Source organism: Rhodococcus erythropolis NBRC 15567 (assembly GCF_001552595.1).
In the GTDB taxonomy this organism is placed as follows: domain Bacteria; phylum Actinomycetota; class Actinomycetes; order Mycobacteriales; family Mycobacteriaceae; genus Rhodococcus_F; species Rhodococcus_F erythropolis.
Genome location: NZ_BCRM01000001.1, coordinates 947,458 through 965,162, shown reverse-complemented (window position 1 = coordinate 965,162; position 17,705 = coordinate 947,458). Strand labels below are relative to the sequence as shown.

Annotated in this window: 19 protein-coding genes; 12 read left to right on the top strand and 7 right to left on the bottom strand. The window is 63.3% G+C overall.

All coding sequences use genetic code 11. The annotated features are described in order from the left end of the window. Positions 1-140: 140 nt before the first annotated feature. The gene (mshD, locus tag RE4_RS04685; RefSeq protein WP_060938086.1) at positions 141-1,040 is read right to left on the bottom strand and encodes a mycothiol synthase; all 900 of its coding nucleotides are present in this window, start codon (positions 1,038-1,040) and stop codon (positions 141-143) included. 1 nt (position 1,041) lies between these two features. Next, on the bottom strand, positions 1,042-1,794 hold the full coding sequence (locus RE4_RS04680) for a winged helix-turn-helix transcriptional regulator (RefSeq protein ID WP_003939728.1): 753 nt from the start codon (positions 1,792-1,794) through the stop codon (positions 1,042-1,044). A 141-nt stretch (positions 1,795-1,935) separates the two neighbouring features. On the opposite strand from RE4_RS04680, the gene RE4_RS04675 reads away from it, so the two are divergent. The 8 genes from RE4_RS04675 to RE4_RS04645 all read left to right on the top strand — a co-directional run bounded on the left by RE4_RS04675 (position 1,936) and on the right by RE4_RS04645 (position 7,184). After that, complete coding sequence (locus RE4_RS04675; RefSeq protein WP_003939847.1) at positions 1,936-2,715, top strand: LmeA family phospholipid-binding protein; 780 nt, start codon at positions 1,936-1,938, stop codon at positions 2,713-2,715. After that, the gene (locus tag RE4_RS04670; RefSeq protein WP_020970612.1) at positions 2,712-3,188 is read left to right on the top strand and encodes a thioredoxin family protein; all 477 of its coding nucleotides are present in this window, start codon (positions 2,712-2,714) and stop codon (positions 3,186-3,188) included. The genes RE4_RS04675 and RE4_RS04670 overlap by 4 nt, the downstream gene beginning before the upstream one ends. Before the next feature lie 10 nt (positions 3,189-3,198). Then, entirely contained in the window at positions 3,199-3,285 is an 87-nt protein-coding gene (locus tag RE4_RS31830; RefSeq protein ID WP_350318872.1) for a putative leader peptide, read from the top strand. Between the two features lie 130 nt (positions 3,286-3,415). Continuing rightward, positions 3,416-3,886 carry a DUF4395 domain-containing protein gene (locus tag RE4_RS04665; protein WP_020970613.1) on the top strand — a complete coding sequence of 157 codons (471 nt, stop codon included), beginning with the start codon at positions 3,416-3,418 and terminating at the stop codon, positions 3,884-3,886. A 74-nt stretch (positions 3,887-3,960) separates the two neighbouring features. Further along, positions 3,961-4,794: a sulfurtransferase gene (locus RE4_RS04660; RefSeq protein WP_020908929.1), complete on the top strand. Its 834-nt coding sequence runs from the start codon at positions 3,961-3,963 to the stop codon at positions 4,792-4,794. 2 nt (positions 4,795-4,796) lie between these two features. Further along, positions 4,797-5,102, top strand: a complete 306-nt coding sequence (locus RE4_RS04655) for a DUF1416 domain-containing protein (RefSeq protein WP_003939797.1) — start codon at positions 4,797-4,799, stop codon at positions 5,100-5,102. Between the two features lie 291 nt (positions 5,103-5,393). Then, entirely contained in the window at positions 5,394-5,999 is a 606-nt protein-coding gene (locus RE4_RS04650; protein ID WP_170320401.1) for a heme-binding beta-barrel domain-containing protein, read from the top strand. Positions 6,000-6,143: 144 nt separating this feature from the next. Then, the gene (locus RE4_RS04645) at positions 6,144-7,184 is read left to right on the top strand and encodes a type IV toxin-antitoxin system AbiEi family antitoxin domain-containing protein (RefSeq protein ID WP_029256123.1); all 1,041 of its coding nucleotides are present in this window, start codon (positions 6,144-6,146) and stop codon (positions 7,182-7,184) included. 233 nt (positions 7,185-7,417) lie between these two features. Here RE4_RS04645 and cydC read toward each other — a convergent pair whose 3' ends face one another. The 5 genes from cydC to RE4_RS04620 all read right to left on the bottom strand — a co-directional run bounded on the left by cydC (position 7,418) and on the right by RE4_RS04620 (position 14,413). Continuing rightward, on the bottom strand, positions 7,418-9,106 hold the full coding sequence (gene cydC / locus RE4_RS04640) for a thiol reductant ABC exporter subunit CydC (RefSeq protein ID WP_060938085.1): 1,689 nt from the start codon (positions 9,104-9,106) through the stop codon (positions 7,418-7,420). Then, a complete protein-coding gene (gene cydD, locus RE4_RS04635; RefSeq protein WP_021332108.1) occupies positions 9,096-10,784 on the bottom strand; it encodes a thiol reductant ABC exporter subunit CydD in 1,689 nt (562 codons plus the stop codon). Before cydD ends, cydC begins: the two co-directional genes overlap by 11 nt. A 58-nt stretch (positions 10,785-10,842) precedes the next feature. Beyond that, complete coding sequence (cydB, locus tag RE4_RS04630) at positions 10,843-11,886, bottom strand: cytochrome d ubiquinol oxidase subunit II (protein ID WP_003939727.1); 1,044 nt, start codon at positions 11,884-11,886, stop codon at positions 10,843-10,845. A gap of 9 nt (positions 11,887-11,895) precedes the next feature. Next, a complete protein-coding gene (locus RE4_RS04625) occupies positions 11,896-13,395 on the bottom strand; it encodes a cytochrome ubiquinol oxidase subunit I (RefSeq protein ID WP_020970618.1) in 1,500 nt (499 codons plus the stop codon). Positions 13,396-13,549: 154 nt separating this feature from the next. After that, positions 13,550-14,413, bottom strand: coding sequence for an aminodeoxychorismate lyase (locus RE4_RS04620; protein ID WP_019745097.1), 864 nt, complete (start codon positions 14,411-14,413; stop codon positions 13,550-13,552). Positions 14,414-14,492: 79 nt separating this feature from the next. Here RE4_RS04620 and ygfZ point away from each other — a divergent pair, with 79 nt between their 5' ends. The 4 genes from ygfZ (at position 14,493) to RE4_RS30590 (ending at position 17,635) form a co-directional block, all read left to right on the top strand. Continuing rightward, positions 14,493-15,614: a CAF17-like 4Fe-4S cluster assembly/insertion protein YgfZ gene (gene ygfZ / locus RE4_RS04615; RefSeq protein WP_029256128.1), complete on the top strand. Its 1,122-nt coding sequence runs from the start codon at positions 14,493-14,495 to the stop codon at positions 15,612-15,614. Continuing rightward, complete coding sequence (locus tag RE4_RS04610; protein ID WP_060938084.1) at positions 15,611-16,279, top strand: MOSC domain-containing protein; 669 nt, start codon at positions 15,611-15,613, stop codon at positions 16,277-16,279. The genes ygfZ and RE4_RS04610 overlap by 4 nt, the downstream gene beginning before the upstream one ends. Next, the gene (locus tag RE4_RS04605; protein WP_060938083.1) at positions 16,276-17,229 is read left to right on the top strand and encodes an asparaginase; all 954 of its coding nucleotides are present in this window, start codon (positions 16,276-16,278) and stop codon (positions 17,227-17,229) included. Before RE4_RS04610 ends, RE4_RS04605 begins: the two co-directional genes overlap by 4 nt. A gap of 202 nt (positions 17,230-17,431) precedes the next feature. Then, positions 17,432-17,635, top strand: a complete 204-nt coding sequence (locus RE4_RS30590; RefSeq protein WP_003940337.1) for a DUF3073 domain-containing protein — start codon at positions 17,432-17,434, stop codon at positions 17,633-17,635. The last annotated feature ends 70 nt before the right edge of the window (positions 17,636-17,705 follow it).

The window sequence follows — 17,705 nt, the reverse complement described above, 5'->3', positions numbered from 1 at the left end:
GATGCAAAATGATTGAAATCTGCATCAGGCAACACGGCGCTGCCCACAGAGAAAAGTAGGCGGGCGCGGTGTCCGGTTGGACCACACATGGTTAACAGAGAATGAACAGACTGGACATTTCTGCGTGTTCGACTGTGACGTCAGAGCGCGCGAGCGTAAGCCATGTCCACGTGGAACCGATCGAAGCCGAGTCGCTCGTACGTGTGGAGGGCGGCAGTGTTGTCACCTTCGACGTACAGAAGGACCGTTCCGAGGCCGCGATCTCGCAGGTAATGCATGCCTGCGAGCGTCAGCACTCGGCCGAGACCACGTCCCTGCGCCGCGGGATCGATACCCACGACGTACACCTCCCCCAACTCCGGATCGTCACCTTCGGGTGCGTGCACCTTGGTCCAGTGAAAGCCGAGAAGAGTATCGGGATCGGTGTCCGCGAACGCCATGAACAGACCGGCCGGGTCGAACCAGCCTTCGGCCGTTCTCTCGTCGATCTCCGCCTGGGTCCAGCCACCCTGCTCGGGATGCCAGGAGAAGGCCGCATTGTTGACGCGAAGGATCTCGGAATCGTCTTCGGGCCCACGGTACGTCCGCATCGTTATACCTTCGGGCACAACGATTTCCGGAAGCTGCGGAGCATCGAGCGGTCGACGCAGCTGGAGGAGTTCACGAACGCTGACCAAATCGAGACTCTTGGCGAATTCCACTGCGGCGTCGATGTTTCCGTGCGCCCAGACTCGCGTGCCCGGCCGACCTTCGTCGAATACCGCTGCGGCAAGCCTGGTTCCGATACCGCGGCGCCGCGCCTGCGGGTCGACCACCAACTCGGCCATGTCGGGATGCTCGTCCGAACCGGCTTGCAGCTGTGCATAACCGACGACCGTATCGCCGTCGAGTTCGACAAAGTGTCGTGCTGCGCCGCGCCCGGCAACGGCATGGCGCCCCTGTTCCGACACGGGCGCCTTGCCGTCGAACTCGGTTGCGCGATCGAGAAGCGCGGAAACCTGCTCGGCGGATCCGGCCGGCAGTGAATCTGTCCAACCCACGTCAGACCACCGATCCGTCGGCCGCGTCGTAGTCGACGTCTTCGTCGTCCTCGAACTGAACGGGAGCAGCTGCGCCACCCTTGGCCCTGGTTGGACGCACTGCCTTGTATCCGACATTTCGGACTGTACCGATCAAGGACTCGTATTCGGTGCCGAGTTTCGCCCGCAGACGACGCACGTGGACGTCGACCGTCCTGGTGCCGCCGAAGAAGTCGTAGCCCCACACTTCCTGCAACAGCTGTGCCCGGGTGAATACCCGACCGGCATGCTGCGCGAGGTACTTGAGCAGCTCGAATTCCTTGTAAGTCAAATCAAGGGGCCGTCCACGCAGTCGTGCCGTGTACGTCCCCTCGTCGATAACCAGTTCGCCCAGCGTGATCTTTCCCGACGCTTCCGGACTGGCAACACCGCCGCTGCGGGCGACCAACAACCGCAATCGGGCGTCCACCTCAGCCGGACCGGTACCGGGAAGCAGGATGTCGTCCAACCCCCAGTCGGCGTTGACGGCAACGAGTCCGCCTTCGGTGAGGACGGCGACCACAGGTACTGCGGATCCTGTGCTTCCGAGCAATCGACACAACCCGCGTGCGGCAGCTAGATCAGTGCGCGCATCCACCAATGCCACGTCCGCGGAACTTGCCTCGAGTAGCGAGGAAACCTCTGTGGGGGCAGGCCGAACCGAGTGCGCCAGCAACGCCAACGCCGGTAGTACAGCTTCCGGGTTGGGGTCGGAGGTGAGGAGGAGCAGTTCCACACGGCCTCCTATCTAGTAGCCCGCGCAACCCGTGAGGGCAACGCTCGAGTAGTTCGACGCTTTTGGTCGGTCCCTACATTAGCGTGCCTGGTACCGGGGCCGTCGCATCGAACCCCGACCGGAGTCCGTCACAATGGTGCGGTGCGCAAACTGATCATCGGCATCGTCTTTCTCCTCGGCCTCGGACTGGTGGCCGATTTCGGCGCTGCCGCGTACGCCGAGTACCGGGTTTCCCGCGAGCTCCGAACCGGCGCATCACTCGAGTCGGATCCTGAGGTCACCTTCAACGGGTTCCCCTTCCTCACCCAAGCACTCGGCGGGAAATACAAGGACGTCTACGTCAGAGCTACCGGCGTCCAGAGCGACGTGGTCGGCGAAGTGACCGTCGAAGCCGACCTGCGCGGGGTCACCGTTCCCTTCTCCGACATCGTGAACGGCAATGTCACCCAGCTCCCCGTCGACAAACTCGACGGCCGGATGGGAATCAACGCCACCGACCTCGGAAAGCTGCTCAACATCCCTGACCTGCAGGTATCTTCGCCGCCGGCCAATAAGTCGGATGGCACCGGGGGCAGCGGTGGAACGGGCGCGAGCACCGCGGGGGCCGTCGTGCTGACCGGAACGGTTGCCGTCGGTCCGGTCGAGACTGCAGTGAGCGTCCAGGCCAACCTGGTTCTGGAAGGTGGGCAGGTCAAGATCGTCGCAAGCAACCTGTACTTCGGTCCGGAGGGCAAAGCCGATTTCTCGATCCCCGCAGCACTCGAACCCGTGGTCCTCGGATTGTTCAGCTACACGATCGATCCGCAGGCACTCCCCTACGGAATTCAGCCGAGCCTGGTCTACGCGGAAGGCGGAAGAATCGTGATCGAAGGCAGCGCCGAAAACACGACGATCGATCTCGCAGAGCTGCAGAACCGATGACCGGGATCACAATTCTGCTGGTCGCGCTTGTCGCCGTCGTCGCGGTCGGGCTCTTTCTCAAGTCACGCAACGGGAAGGTCCGAGTCACCACGCCTGCCGCAGCCGGCGCCGCTGACAGTCGCCTCGAACTGCTGAGTTCTGCCGGAGTCTCTTCGCCGAACGGCGGACCCGTCGTACTGCATTTCTCCGCCGACTGGTGCGGACCGTGCGCGGCAGTACGCCGCGTCGTCGGCCAGGTTGTGGTTTCGATGGCGGACGCTCCCCGTCCGCCGGTGGAGATCGAGCTCGACATCGACAAAGAACCGGCTCTGGCACGCGAAATGAGCGTCCTGTCGCTGCCCACCACGTTCATCCTCGACGGTGGCCTGGAGGAACAGTTCCGAGTGTCCGGTGTGCCGTCCGCAGCCGATCTGAAAGCTGCGCTCGTACCACTATCCGGACCCCACGAGCCAAAATCCGAGAATTCGGGGTAAACTCGCCGACGTGCAAACCCGCCACGAGCTGATGCTCACCCGACGCCGCGCAGTAGACCTGTGCCGCCTCGGGGGCTGTTGCTGTACCTGTTGCTGATCACCACATCCGTCAGATCTCTCTGACCTTCGAGCTTTCGCTCACGTGATCAATCCACCGAGTGGGACTTTTGCGTCCCCTTTTCTCGGTCCAGGCAAGCACCATGCAATCCAGCGCAGGAGCACTCCCGATGTCCACAACCACAGCCCAGCTCGAGCAAGTCGACGTCCGCGGACCTCGGTTCGCCGCGTGGGTCACCACCGGCGTTCTCGTTCTCACGCTCATCCTCTCGACCTTCTCTCTGCCCGCCGCCACCGTCGTTCTCGCATTGCAGGCGATCGTCTTCGCAGTCGGAGCGGTACTCGGCCCCAAGCGCAGCCCGTACGGCCAGATCTTCGGCAAGCTCGTCGCCCCGCGACTCTCGCCGGTCAGCGAACGCGAACCCGTGGCGCCGTTGCGCTTCGCTCAGTTCGTCGGCTTCGTCTTCGCGTTGGCAGGCACGGTCGGTTTCCTGGCCGGGTCGACGATCGTCGGCACCGTTGCCACCGGCTTCGCCCTGTTCGCGGCCCTGCTCAACGCCGCGTTCGGCATCTGCCTCGGCTGCCAGATCTACCCACTCGTCGCCAGGCTGCGAAATACCGGCCGCGCGACCACCGCGTGAAAACGCTTGCCACACAACCCCGCTGAACCCCTGCTAGATATCGACCGATGCAAGACCACATCGAAAGGAACACCATGGCTCGCTCCGACGTCCTAGTCTCCGCTGACTGGGCTGAGCAGAACCTCAACACCCCCAAGACCGTTTTTGTCGAGGTGGACGAGGACACCAGCGCATACGACGGCGGCCACATCGAGGGTGCAGTCAAGCTCGACTGGCGCAAGGACCTCCAGGACGGCGTCCGACGCGACTTCCTGAACCAGGAGCAGTTCTCGGACCTGCTCTCCGCCAAGGGTATTGCGAACGACGACACCGTCGTTCTCTACGGTGGCAACAACAACTGGTTCGCCGCTTACGCGTACTGGTACTTCAAGCTGTACGGCCACCAGGACATCAAGCTGATCGACGGCGGCCGCAAGAAGTGGGAACTCGACGGACGCCCGCTCTCCAAGGACGCAGTCAACCGCGAAGCCACGCAGTACAAGGCCGAGACCCCCGACTTCTCGATCCGCGCATTCCGCGACGAGGTCATCGACGCCATCGGCAGCAAGAACCTCGTCGACGTTCGTAGCCCTGACGAGTTCTCCGGCAAGATCCTCGCTCCCGCCCACCTTCCGCAGGAGCAGGCGCAGCAGCGTGGCCACGTCCCCGGAGCCATCAACATTCCGTGGAGCACCACCGCCAACGAGGACGGCACCTTCAAGTCGGACGACGACCTCACCAAGCTGTACGCGGAGAAGGGCTTCGACGACACCAAGGAAACGATCGCCTACTGCCGCATCGGCGAGCGCTCGAGCCACACCTGGTTCGTACTGCAGGAGATCCTCGGCAAGAACAACGTCAAGAACTACGACGGCAGCTGGGTCGAATACGGCTCACTCGTCGGCGCACCGATCGAATTGGGAGCCTGATCATGTGTGGAGCACCTACCCAGGGGCAGACCCTGCCTGCCGGCGTCGACGTCGAGAAGGAAACGGTCATCACCGGCCGCGTTCTCGCCGCTGACGGCCAGCCCATCGGCGGCGCATTCGTGCGCCTGCTCGACGGCTCCGGAGAGTTCACGGCCGAGGTCGTGGCATCGGGAACCGGCGATTTCCGCTTCTTCGCCGCTCCGGGCGAGTGGACCGTGCGTGCACTGTCCAGCTCGGGCAACGGCACATCCACTGTCGCTCCCGAGGGCTCGGGCGTGCACAACGTGGACGTGACCGTCAGCAAGTAATTCCTGCTTTTCCAGGCGGCCCCGCACCCCTTCGGTGCGGGGCCTTCTGCATTCCGGCTCCCGATTTTTCCGGTCGGTCGCCGCGGTCTAAGATGTACCCGTGGTCATTTTCTTCGAGGTACTCCTCGCACTCGCATCCGTCATGATCGCTTGGTTCTCCGTGTACGTCGTGTACCGCTTGGTCACCGACGAGTCGTGAGTCAGGCTCCGGATTCAGGGTCCGACGCGACCGCTGACGATTCCGCCGCTGCAGGTGCCGTAAGGCGCGGCAGCGGGGACGAAGCTGTCGCCATCGCCGTCGAGCGCTCCAAGTCGACGGCGTCGCTCAACATTCCGACCCTGCCGGACCTTCCGTTGCCAGAGGACACCGCAAACCTGCGCCTCGGCCCGGACATCAATCCCGAACTCCTCGCACTGCTCCCCCTCGTCGGTGTCTGGCGCGGCGAAGGCGAAGGGCACGACGAGACCGGCGACTACGCCTTCGGTCAGCAGATCGTCATCTCTCACGACGGCGGCCCCTACCTCAATTGGGAGTCCAGATCTTGGCGTCTCGACGCCGAGGGCAAGTACGTGAGCCCTGATCTGCGCGAGAGCGGGTACTGGCGCATGGGCGGCGACGGCATCCCGGGCAGCGTCAACCAGGAAGTCGTCGAGCTCCTGCTCAGCCACAGCTCCGGTGTCGTCGAAATGTACTACGGCCGTGCGCTTACCCAGGCGTCGTGGGAACTTGCCACCGACGTGGTGATCCGCAGCCAGTCCGGTGCACTGTACGGCGGCGCGAAGCGCCTGTACGGCATCGTCGAAGGCGGCGACCTCGCGTACGTCGAAGAGCGGATCATGTCTGACGGTGGCCTGGAACCGCGCCTCTCGGCGCGGCTGACCCGCTACATCGGCTAGTTCTGCTGTGCGCCTTTATTAACCCCCGGCGGTTAATAAAGGCGCACAGCAGATCCATCCACAGGCACCGACAAATTCCACAGGCGGGCTCTGGAGCGGCAGTTTCGACCGATTCCTGTCGGACCGCGATCTCACGGTATTCGCATGAACTGCGACTACATCGATCCTGATCTCCGAAGACTCTTCGACTTCCAGCACGGGCTCGCGACCAATAAACAGCTGCGCCCTTTCGGCTATTCACCGCGGCGCATCCAACATCTGGTCGAATCGGGTCAATGGACTTCCGTCCTCCACGGCGTTCAATCCAGCACCAACGGCCCACTCAACCGAGCAATGATTCTCGAGGCCGCCCTTCTCTTCGGCGGCGGAGAGACCTACCTGAGTCACCGGACTGCAGCTGAAGAGTGGGGGCTCACGCACATCGAGTCCGAACTGCCGGTCCACATCACGGTCCGATACGGCAGATCCTCACGCTGTCAGAGGCCGACGGTCAGACCCGAACGCTCCCCGGCGCGCCCCGTTCCGTTGGGGTGGTCCACTGCCCATCCCGGAGTGATCGTTCATCGTTCACGCGCTCAGGCCCACATCGGCGTTGCCACTCAGCCTGCTCGTACTTCGCTGGCCGACACCGCAATTGACCTGGCGGTTGCAGAGCCGTCGGCTCGCGACGCCGCTCGTTCTCTGGTCCGCTCCGCCACGGCGTGCAAGGTGTCCCGGATGGAACTACGCACCCGAATGGAGTGCCGCCGGCCGAGGCGATATGTCAAAGCGCTGTCCTCGACATTGGACCTCTTGGATCGCGGCGTCCAGTCGGTACTCGAACATCGCTACGCAATCGAAGTCGAGCGAGCACACGGTTTGCCGGAAGCACGACGGCAATCGCCGGTCATCGTCGATGGGAGAACTCTCTACGAGGACGTCGACTACCGCAATTGCGGTGTCGCACTGATCGTTCGACTCGACGGTTTTGCCTTCCACTCTTCTCGGGCGACTGCACTGCGGGATCGGCGGCGAGGTAACGCATCCGAACTGTCAGGCAACGCCACACTGGTCTTCGGTTGGGAGGAGGTGGAGGGGGCCTCGTGCCGAACTGCAGCCGAGGTCAGAGCGATCCTCGAGCGCGGTGGTTGGTGGGGGCCTAATCCTTGTCCACGCTGTGCGCCTTTATTAACCGCCGGGGGTTAATAAAGGCGCACGGCACGAAGCGACCCCCGAGCCACACCCACGCTTTCGCGCGGATCCCGGTCGGACTGATCGGGGGCTCGGGGGTCGGGTGGCTGCCTGGGATTCGCCGGCCGCTCACGCGGTAAGTGAATTCCATCAGCGATTGCGGCTAGCTGGCAGCCACCTCACGCGTCCGTCTGTACTTCAATTTCAGACCACCTCCTTCCTTGTGTAAAGGAGAAAGTACGCCCACTTCACGACGACGGCAACGTATTTTCCACAGAAACTTTTCCGACGCATATCACCTGGTCAGCTGCTGTGCCGTCCGGAAGTTGGTGGGTGACGACAACAACGGTTCGCGAAGAATCGACCAGCGTTGCGTCGCGAGCGAGCAACTCGAGGAGCAACTGAGCGCCGGCCTCCGCGTCCATGTGCTCGGTCGGCTCGTCGAGCAGCAGCACCTCCGCAGGCGAGACGATCGCGCGTGCCAACAGCAACCGACGACGCTCACCGCCCGAAACCGCTCGCATGCCGCCGACCAGGTAGGTGTCGAGCCCTTCCGGCAGTTCCGACAACCAGTCGCCGAGACCGACTGCGGCAAGTGCCTTCTCCGCGTCCTCGGCGGTGAGGTCACCCCGCGCAACGCGCAGGTTCTCGAGTACCGACGTCTCGAAGAGGTGCGCATCTTCGGCGAAGTACCCCACGTGCCTGCGCAGGTCGGCCGGATCGATATCCGAAATATCCACTTCGCCAACGCGAACTGTTCCCGCGACGGGCGGCAGCAACCCCGCCATCGTCATCAGTGCGGTGGTCTTTCCGGATCCGCTCTCCCCGACGACGGCAACGCGGGCACCGCGAGGAAGATCCACGGAGAGCGGTTCGGTCTCTTTTCCCCCGGGCCAACCCGCCTGCAATGCATGCACGCTGAGAATCCCGTTCTCCGGCCACGCACGATTTCCTTCGACGTGTTCCGCGTCGGCTCGATCGAGTACCGCCATGATGCGAGCCGACGCCAGCCGCGCCTTGGTCAATGCAACTGCCGCGCTGGGCAGTATCGCGGTTCCCTCGAAAGCCGACAGCGGAAGCAGTACAAGGATTCCCATGGACATCGGTGACATGTCGGTGGTTCCGTACAGCGTAATTCCGATCAGCAGGGCACCGAGGACGCTCACGCCGATTGCCAGGGGCGTCGCAGCGGCGGCAAAGGCACTCGGTACCGCCGCGCGATCGGTTGCATCGACCACCTCGTTCTCGGCGGACACAGCCTCGCTCACCGCCTGATCCAAGCGACCTGATACTCGAAGCTCAGCGGAATGGTCGAGCGCGGTCACCGCTGACGCACTGAATCGCGCTGCGGCAGCTGAACTGTCGGCCTCCGCAAGTCGAGCAGCTCGCGCCGACAGCCAGGGCGCCGCAATCCCGGACACCGCCAGCGCAACAGCCAGAATGAGTGCGGCCGGAATCGAGATGAACAACAGGATTCCCACCGCGGCGAAGGCGAGGACAACCGAAACAGCAATCGGGATCAGCGCTTTGACGACGACGTCGCCCAGCGCGTCCACGTCGGAGCCCGTACGGGAGAGCAGGTCACCGCGTCGTAGTCCGGCGGCGGCCGCGGGATCTCCCGCTGCCAACTGCTGGTAGATCCTCGACCGCGCTGCGGTGGTGCCGCGCAATGCGACGTCGTGCGTCGTCAATCGCTCGAGATAGCGGAAGACGCCACGCGAGATTCCCAGTGCACGCACGGCAACCACAGCGACGCTGAGATCGAGAACGGGAGGCATCTCCCATGCGCGCGTGATCAACCATGCGGACAGCGCGGCCAAGGCGAGTGCGCTACCGAGTGTTGCCACACCGGCGGCCACCGCAGTCAGTATGCGTCGTGGTCGAAGTTCCAGTAGCCGAAGAGCACGCAGAAGCGGATCGTGAGCGTCACTTCTCATGAGCGCGCACCTCGACGATCCGGTCAGCTGCGGCGAGCACACTTGGACGGTGGCCGATCACGACAACAGTGTCGCCGAGCTCCGCCCGTGCTCTCAGAGAAGCCAACACTGTCCCTTCAGAATCGGAATCGAGGTGAGCGGTGGGTTCGTCCAGGACAAGAACTGCGCGGTCGGAGGCGAGCACGCGTGTCAGCGCCAGTCGTTGTCGCTGCCCCAGCGACAAACCTGTGCCGCCGACGCCGATAACGGTCTCGACACCCGCAGGCAGCTCGGCCAATACCGCGTCGAATCCCGTCGCAGCAGCGGCGCGAGCCAATGCTTGCGCATCGACGACCCCGGTGAGATCGAGATTTTCACGAACGGTGCCGGGTAGGAGGACCGGATGTTGGGGAAGCCATGCCAACTGACTCCACCACGCGTGCTCGTCCAGGTCTCGGACATCGACGCCGGCGACCGTCACGCGGCCACTGCTCGGTTCGATCAGTCCGAGGAGCGCGTGCACTGCCGTCGACTTGCCGCAGCCGTTGGGACCGGTGAGCACGGTGATCGCCCCTGGTGACGCCACGGCGGAAAGTTGAGACGGTGCGACTCCCCCACGAGAGGTCACGCCGAGTCCGTCGAAGACGATGTCGGCGCCGCAAGCGACCACCGTCGTGCTACCACCCTCCGGTGCCGCAGAATCCGCCTCGATCACCTCGAATGCCTTGTCGGCTGCTGCCATTCCGTCCTCGGCGGCGTGGAACTGGGTTCCCACCATCCGAAGTGGCAGATACACCTCGGGCGCGAGGATCAACGCGACTATCCCCGGCTCGAGTGACATGTCCCCGTACACGAGTCGCAAGCCGATGCTCACGGCCACCAATGCGACGCAGAGTGTTGCGAGCAGTTCAAGCACCATCGAGGACAGGAATGCGACGCGGAGGGCAGACATGGTCGTTCGCCGATGGGCGTCACCAAGTTCACGGACTCGCTCGGCAGGGCCTTGCTGACGACCGAGCGCTCGCAGCGTCGGCAGTCCGGCAAGTAGATCGAGCAGCTGCGAAGACAGCGTGGTCATCGCTGCCAACGTCTTCTCCGATTTTCCCTTTGTCAGCAAGCCGATCAGAATCATGAAGATCGGGATCAGCGGCAGCGTCACGAAAATGATGACCGCAGACGTCATGTCCTGCACCGCAATGACTATCAGGGTGATAGGCGTCAGTGTCACCGACAGGACCAGAGCCGGAAGGTATCCCGTCAGGTACGGGCCGAGGCCGTCGACACCGCGGGTGACCACGGTCGCGATCTCGTCACGCCGAGGATCCAGATCGCGTGGACTCATCGCCGTCGCCGACGTCAGCACGCCGTTCTTGATCTCGGCAACGACGCGAGTCGACGCCCGGTGTGCGTATCTGGTCTGCAGCCAGGTCCCCAGAACCCTGACCGCCACAGCTGCGGCCAGAACAACCAATTCGGTTGTCCACGAAGAAACATCCACAGTTCGAGTGGTGATCACTCCGGCCAGGACTCGGCCGATCATGAGCGCCGCGACGATGACCATCACGACGTTCACCATCGACAGAGCGACCGTCAGGATCAGATAGCCGCGCGCAGAGGCGGAATGGCGCCACAGTCGCGGGTCGATCGGCCCCCGGCGACGCTCCCGAGTGGTGGGAGCGTCGCCTACTTCGATAGTCACGTGAATTCGACCGTCAGTTCTTTCGTCATTCGAATGTTCCGTGATTCAAGGTTGGTGACTACCACGTCTTCTCCTTGAATCGCAGACCGATCGACGCCGGAATCTGCTTCGAGGAGATGCGCTGTCGGAACACCCAGTACGTCCAACCCTGGTAGATGATCACCACCGGCGTCATGAATGCCGCGGCCCACGTCATCACCTTGAGCGTGTACGGACTCGACGACGCGTTCTCGATGGTCAGGCTGTACGCCGGATCGAGCGTCGACGGCATGACGTTCGGGAACAGCGAGGCGAACAGCAGCACGACGGTGGCGATGACGGCCACACAGGTGAGAACGAAGGCCCAGCCTTCGCGCTCGGCCCGCGTCAGGAAGACGACGCCGATCAGTGCAGCAGCAGCAGCGGCTACCAGAATCCACGTCCATCCCTTGCCGTAGGCGAGCTGCGTCCACAGGACGAATCCGCCGGCGACGGGAATAGCCGGAATTGCGAGTCGTGCAGCAATTTTCACTGCGTCTTCACGAACCTCGTCGGCACTCTTGAGCGCCAGGAACACAGCGCCGTGGAGAGCGAACACCAGCGCAGTGGTCAGACCGCCGAGCAGTGCGTACGGGTTGAGCAGATCGAAGAATCCCGACTCGACCTGCTTGTCGGCGTTGATCGCCACGCCCCGAACGATGTTCGCGAAAGCCACGCCCCAGAGAACTGCCGGGACCCAGGAGCCGAAGATGATGCCCCAGTCGCAGCGCTGACGCCATTTGTCGTCGTCGATCTTGCTTCGCCATTCGATGGCACAGATTCGAACGATCAAGGCCACCAGGATGATCAGCAGCGGTAGATAGAACCCGGAGAACAATGTCGCGTACCACTCCGGGAATGCCGCGAACATCGCGCCACCGGCGGTGATCAGCCACACCTCGTTGCCGTCCCACACCGGGCCGATCGTGTTGAGCGCCACCCGTCGACGCGTATCTGCCGGGAGGTCACTGCCTCTGCCGACGATCGGCATAAGCATTCCGACACCGAAGTCGAATCCTTCGAGGACGAAGTAACCGATGAACAGTACTGCGACGAGCACGAACCATACTTCTTGAAGTCCCATGATCGCCTCCTAGTACGCGAACGACAGTTGTTTGGGCTTGTCCGGATCTTCCGGCTCGTCATGATCCGTATCGCCCGGTGGATGCATGTCGTGCTCCAACGGACCTTCCTTCGCGTACCGCACGATCAGCTTGAACCAGACGACACCCAGCGCTCCGTACAGGAGGGTGAAGGTGATCAGCGAAGCCCAGACGGTAGCCGACGCGTGGTCCGAAACACCTTGGTCGACAGTCAGTCTGATCATGTCTACGCCGGTCGGATTGGGATGCACCACCCAGGGCTGACGGCCCATCTCGGTGAAGATCCAGCCCGCGCTGTTCGCCATGAACGGAGTGGGAATCGCGACGAGACTGAGGATTCCGAACCACTTCTGGTCCGGGACCCGCCCCTTACGTGTGACCCACAGTCCCGCGAGAGCCAGTGCTGCCGAACCGGCGGCGAGGCCGATCATGGCGCGGAAAGACCAGTACGTGACAAAGAGATTCGGTCGGTAGTTGCCCGGTCCGAAGTCCTGCTCTGCCTGCTCCTGCAGTTGGTTCACGCCTTGCAGTTCGACGCCGGTGAACTTGCCCTCGGCCAACCACGGTAGAACGAACGGCACCTTCAGAACGTGCGTCACGCTGTCACAGTTGTTGTGTGTACCGATGGTGAGAATCGAGAAATCCGGATCCATCTCGGTGTCGCACAGCGATTCTGCCGACGCCATCTTCATGGGTTGCTGCTGGAACATGAGCTTGCCTTGGACGTCACCGGTGTAGATGATGCCGATCCCGGCCACGATCATGACGAGCAAGGCGAATCGTGTTGCCGGGCGGTACATCGTTCGCGCGTCGGTTTCGAGACGCTCGGCCTCGGCGGCCTCAGCCTGCTTGGCGCGGCGCATGTTCCGCACCATCCACCAACCACTGATGCCGGCAACAAACGTCGCCGCCGTCAGGAAGGCGCCGGCAACCGCGTGCGGGAAGGCAGCAAGAGCGGTGTTGTTGGTCAACAGCTCCCAGATACTGGTGAGCTCGGCACGACCCGTCTCAGGGTTGTACGTCGCACCGACCGGATGCTGCATGAACGAGTTGGCCGCGATGATGAAGAACGCCGACGCGTTGACGCCGATCGCCACGAGCCAAATGCACGCCAGGTGTACAAGTTTGGGAAGCCTGCCCCAACCGAAGATCCACAGTCCGATGAAGACGGACTCCATGAAGAAGGCGACCAGGCCTTCCAACGCGAGTGGAGCTCCGAACACGTCACCGACGAATCGCGAGTACTCGCTCCAGTTCATGCCGAACTGGAACTCCTGCACGATGCCAGTGGCTACACCGAGTGCGAAGTTGATGAGAAAGAGCTTGCCGAAAAACTTGGTGAGCCGATACCAGTGGTCCTTTTTGGTGACCACCCACATCGTCTGCATGATCGCGATCATCGGTGCAAGTCCGATGGTCAGCGGAACAAGGATGAAGTGGTAGACGGTAGTGATACCGAACTGCCACCTGGAGACGTCCAAAGTATCCATTGGCTACTCCGAGAGTAGGGCCCTGGGACAGGCTTCGGGGTTCGAGACGCGGGCAGTCGCTCGGCCCCTGCGGACACGGTACTGCTGTCCGGTTTGGACCGCAGGACTTTGCTACTACCAAATGTAGTAGAGACCTGTCGCGATTCCTATTCGCCTATCGCCCTGCTGAATCCGAATCAATTGCACGTTCAACCAATTCCGCGAATTCCTCGGAGACCTTCGGCTCTGGCAATGCGAGCCCGTCGAGTGTATGGACGCGTGCGGCCAGCGTGACGCTCGAAACCATCCACACTCCGTCGGCCGCAATCAAATCCGCAGGTCGGAGGGTTTCGTATCGGCAATCGAAGCGAGCACTGCCGGCAACGTCGAACAGAGCACGCTGCGTCGTACCCATCAAAATGCCCTGTGCGGGAGGCGGTGTGATCAAAGTCCTGTCCCGAACAATCACCACCGTCGAGCGTGGCCCCTCCAACACATTGCCCTCGGAACTGACGAAGATCACATCGTCGGCACCCAAATTCGCCGCATATCGGAGCGCTGCCATGTTGGTTGCGTAGGACAACGTCTTCGCGCCCAGTAGCTGCCAGGGTGCCCGGGCAGAGAGATCGACCGAGAAACCTCGCTCGAGAGTCATCACCGACAGCCCCGATTCGCGGACCTGTCTGACCCGATCAGCCACCGGACCGACCATCACGAAGGCTGTCGGCTTGTCACCGCTCTCACGGCCGCGGGTCAGAACAAGACGAAGAGCGCCTTCCTTCTCTGTCCCCCACTCCTCGGCAGCCATCTCGATCGCCAGACGCCAGTCATCGAGAACGGGGGCGGGCAGACCCAGTGCCCGCGCGCTCAGAACCAGTCGACTCAGATGTCCCTCGACCACCCGCGCCCTACCGTCGCGCACCAACAGCGTCTCGAAGACTCCGTCGCCGCGCACCACCGCCAGGTCGTCGGCGTGCAGAAACGGTGCGTCAGCATCGAGCACCTCATGGTCGAGAGTCACCAATACGCGATCAGGCATGCCATCAACCCTAACGATCCGCCAAGCCGCCGGGGCCGCCCTGTAACCGCGATCCCGCCCACACTCCTAGACTGGTCTTGTGGTCGACAACGCTCTTGTGCCCAACAGCCCACTTCTGACTTCCCCCGGCGCGGTCACCGCACCGGACGGTTCGGCCGACATCGGTGTCGCATGGCACTACGGCGATCCCCTCGGTGAACAGCGAACCGCGCAGCGCGCAGCAGTGGTGGTCGACCGCAGTCACAGATTCGTGATCGCCATTCCCGGCGACGAACGCCTCACGTGGCTGCACACGATTTCGAGCCAGCACATCGCCGCGCTCCCCGACGGCAAGAGTGCCGAGAACCTGAGCCTGGATGTCAACGGACGCGTCGAGCACCACTTCGTGCAGACGGACCTGGCCGGTGTCACCTGGATCGACACCGAAGCCGACCGCGGACCCGACCTCCTCTCCTTCTTGAAGAAGATGGTGTTCTGGTCCAAGGCCGAGCCTCGGGACGGCAACGAGCTCGCGGTATTGAGCCTGGTCGGTCCCGAATCCCCGGCTGTCCTCTCCGCGATCGGCGTGCAGACACCAGCCGATGCCTACGACGCTCTCGCGCTGGCCGACGGCGGGTTCGTCCGCCGCATGCCGTGGCCCACCGAGGACTCTTTCGATCTGCTCGTCCCACGTGAGCAACTGGCGGCGTGGTGGACCAAGCTGACCGATGCCGGTGCCAAGCCCGCCGGAAGTTGGGCCTTCGAGGCGCTCCGCGTCGAAGCGAGGAGGCCTCGCCTCGGACTGGACACCGACGAGCGGACGATCCCGCACGAGGTCCACTGGATCGGCGGGCCGGCCGAACACGGCGCCGTCCACCTCGACAAGGGCTGCTACCGCGGTCAGGAAACCGTCGCCCGGGTTCACAATCTCGGCAAGCCCCCGCGCCATCTCGTCATGTTGCACCTCGACGGCAGCGCCGAAGCGGTCCCGGAACCGGGTGATCCGATCACGGCGGGCGGACGGGCAGTCGGACGTGTCGGGACCGTCGTCAATCATCACGAACTCGGCCCGATCGCGCTCGCTCTGATCAAGCGCAACATTCCGGTCGACACCGAACTGATGGCCGGCCCCAGCGCTGCGTCCATCGATCCGGATTCGATCGTCGCGGACGACGCACCCCAGGCCGGACGTGAGGCTGTCAACCGATTGCGCGGAAAGTGACGGGCATGGTCGACGCGGTCTGCGTCGTCCACACCGAACGTGACAGTGGCGTCAGGCGAGTCCCCCGGACCGCGATCGACAAGCGTCCCGTCGACGGCCGCGTAGCGGTCGGCCGACTCGGCCTGGGTGGCGACTACGTCTGCGACACCGAGTTCCACGGCGGCGCCTTCCAAGCTGTCTACGCGTATCAGCGCGACGAAGCGCAGCGTTGGTCGGACGAGTTGGGCCGACCGCTCGGCCCCGGATGGTTCGGCGAGAATCTCCACATCAGCGGCATGCTTGTTACTGACGCCGTGATCGGCGAGCGCTGGCACATCACCGGAGCCGAGGCGTCGGACGTTCTCGAACTCGAGGTAACCGCTCCCCGCGTCCCGTGCGGCACGTTCGGCATCTGGGCCGAGGAAAAGGGCTGGGTCAAGAGATTCACCGAACGGACCGACGTGGGCGCTTACCTTCGCGTCAACCGGACCGGCACGATCGCCGCGGGCGACTCGGTGACCCGAGTCCACGTCCCGGAGCACGGGGTGACGGTTCGAGAGGTCTTCGCCGGAACCGACCCCGAGCGACTTCGACGGCTCCTCGCAGAACACACCGATCTTGCACCGAACGTCACCGCGCGCGTCCAGAGGTTCATCGAACAAGCAGAAGCGCAGGTGCACTCGTGAGTATCGAATTGGTGGAAGTGGTCCGCTCCGGATTCCGCGAATGCGTGCATCGCGGATCGGCCGTCATTCTCGGCGCCGACGGCGAGGTCGTCGTCGGACTCGGGGAAATTCACACACCCATCTACCCGCGCTCGGCGAATAAGCCGCTGCAAGCCGTCGCAGCGCTCCGTAACGGCTTTGCACCCACCAGTCCGGAAGAGTTGGCCGTCGCGTCGTCCTCACACGCGGGCGAGGCCGATCACATCGAATTGGTCGCCGCGCTTCTCGCTCGCTACCAACTCGGTGTCGACCAGTTGCAGTGCCCCTCCGATCTGCCGGGCAACGAACTGGCCCGAGCCGAACTGATCGCAGCGGGCGAGCTTCCCAGTCCGATCTACATGACCTGCTCGGGCAAGCACTCCGCGATGCTCGCGACGTGCGTCGTGAACGACTGGCCGCTCGAGACGTACATGGAGCCGACCCATCCCCTCCAACTCGCGATCCAGGAGACGATCTTCGATCTCAGCGGCGAGGAAGAGCAGGAACTCGGCATCGACGGTTGTGGTCTCCCGATCGTCCCGCTTTCGCTCGCGAACCTGGCTCGGGCATTCGGACGCCTGCCCTCGGCTGAGCCGGACTCCCCCGAACGGGCTGTGGCCGACGCGGTCCGCGAAAACCCCTTCCTCGTCTCGGGCACGGGCCGCAACGATCAGCGCCTGATGTCCGCCGTGCCGGGTCTGTTCTCCAAGACCGGATACGACGGCATCTACGCCGGAGCGCTTCCAGACGGTTCCGCTTTCGCCCTCAAGATCGACGACGGCCACGAGCGGGCGCTCCTGCCATTGGCGGCAGCTCTGCTCAAGCGAATGAACACCGAGTGGACCGAGGAATTGGCGGCTCTCGCATCCGCTCCGGTCTTCGGCGGCGACGCCCGAGTAGGGACGATTCGCGCAATTCCCGGAAACTTCTGAGCAGTTCTCACAAAGTTCTGACGAGTTCTTTCAGCATCCTGGCAGCTCGCGGCCATAGTGAGAGCAATCAGACACGGCGGTGAGGCGTTCGTGGAAGCGGAAGCGACTTTTCCACGCTAGAGTGTGTGTCAGGAAACTTACACACTCAAACGGGGCCGCCAAATTCCCCAGGCCGCCCCGCGAAAGCGCGAGGGGGTCAGCCATGGGCCGCGGCCGGGCTAAGGCAAAGCAGACCAAGGTTGCACGCGAATTGAAGTACAGCGTACCGACCACGGATTTCGACAGCCTGCAAAGAGAGCTCGCAGGTGGATCGACCAACTCGCATCGGAGCAGTGTCCGATCGGACCAGACTTCCGATAGGGAAGGGCATGCGCGAGAGGACGACTACGACGACTGGCGGCGTTGACCGCGCACTGCCACCGCGCAGACTGTGAAATGAGGAAGAGCTGATCGCTCTTCCTCATTTTTGCGTTCCA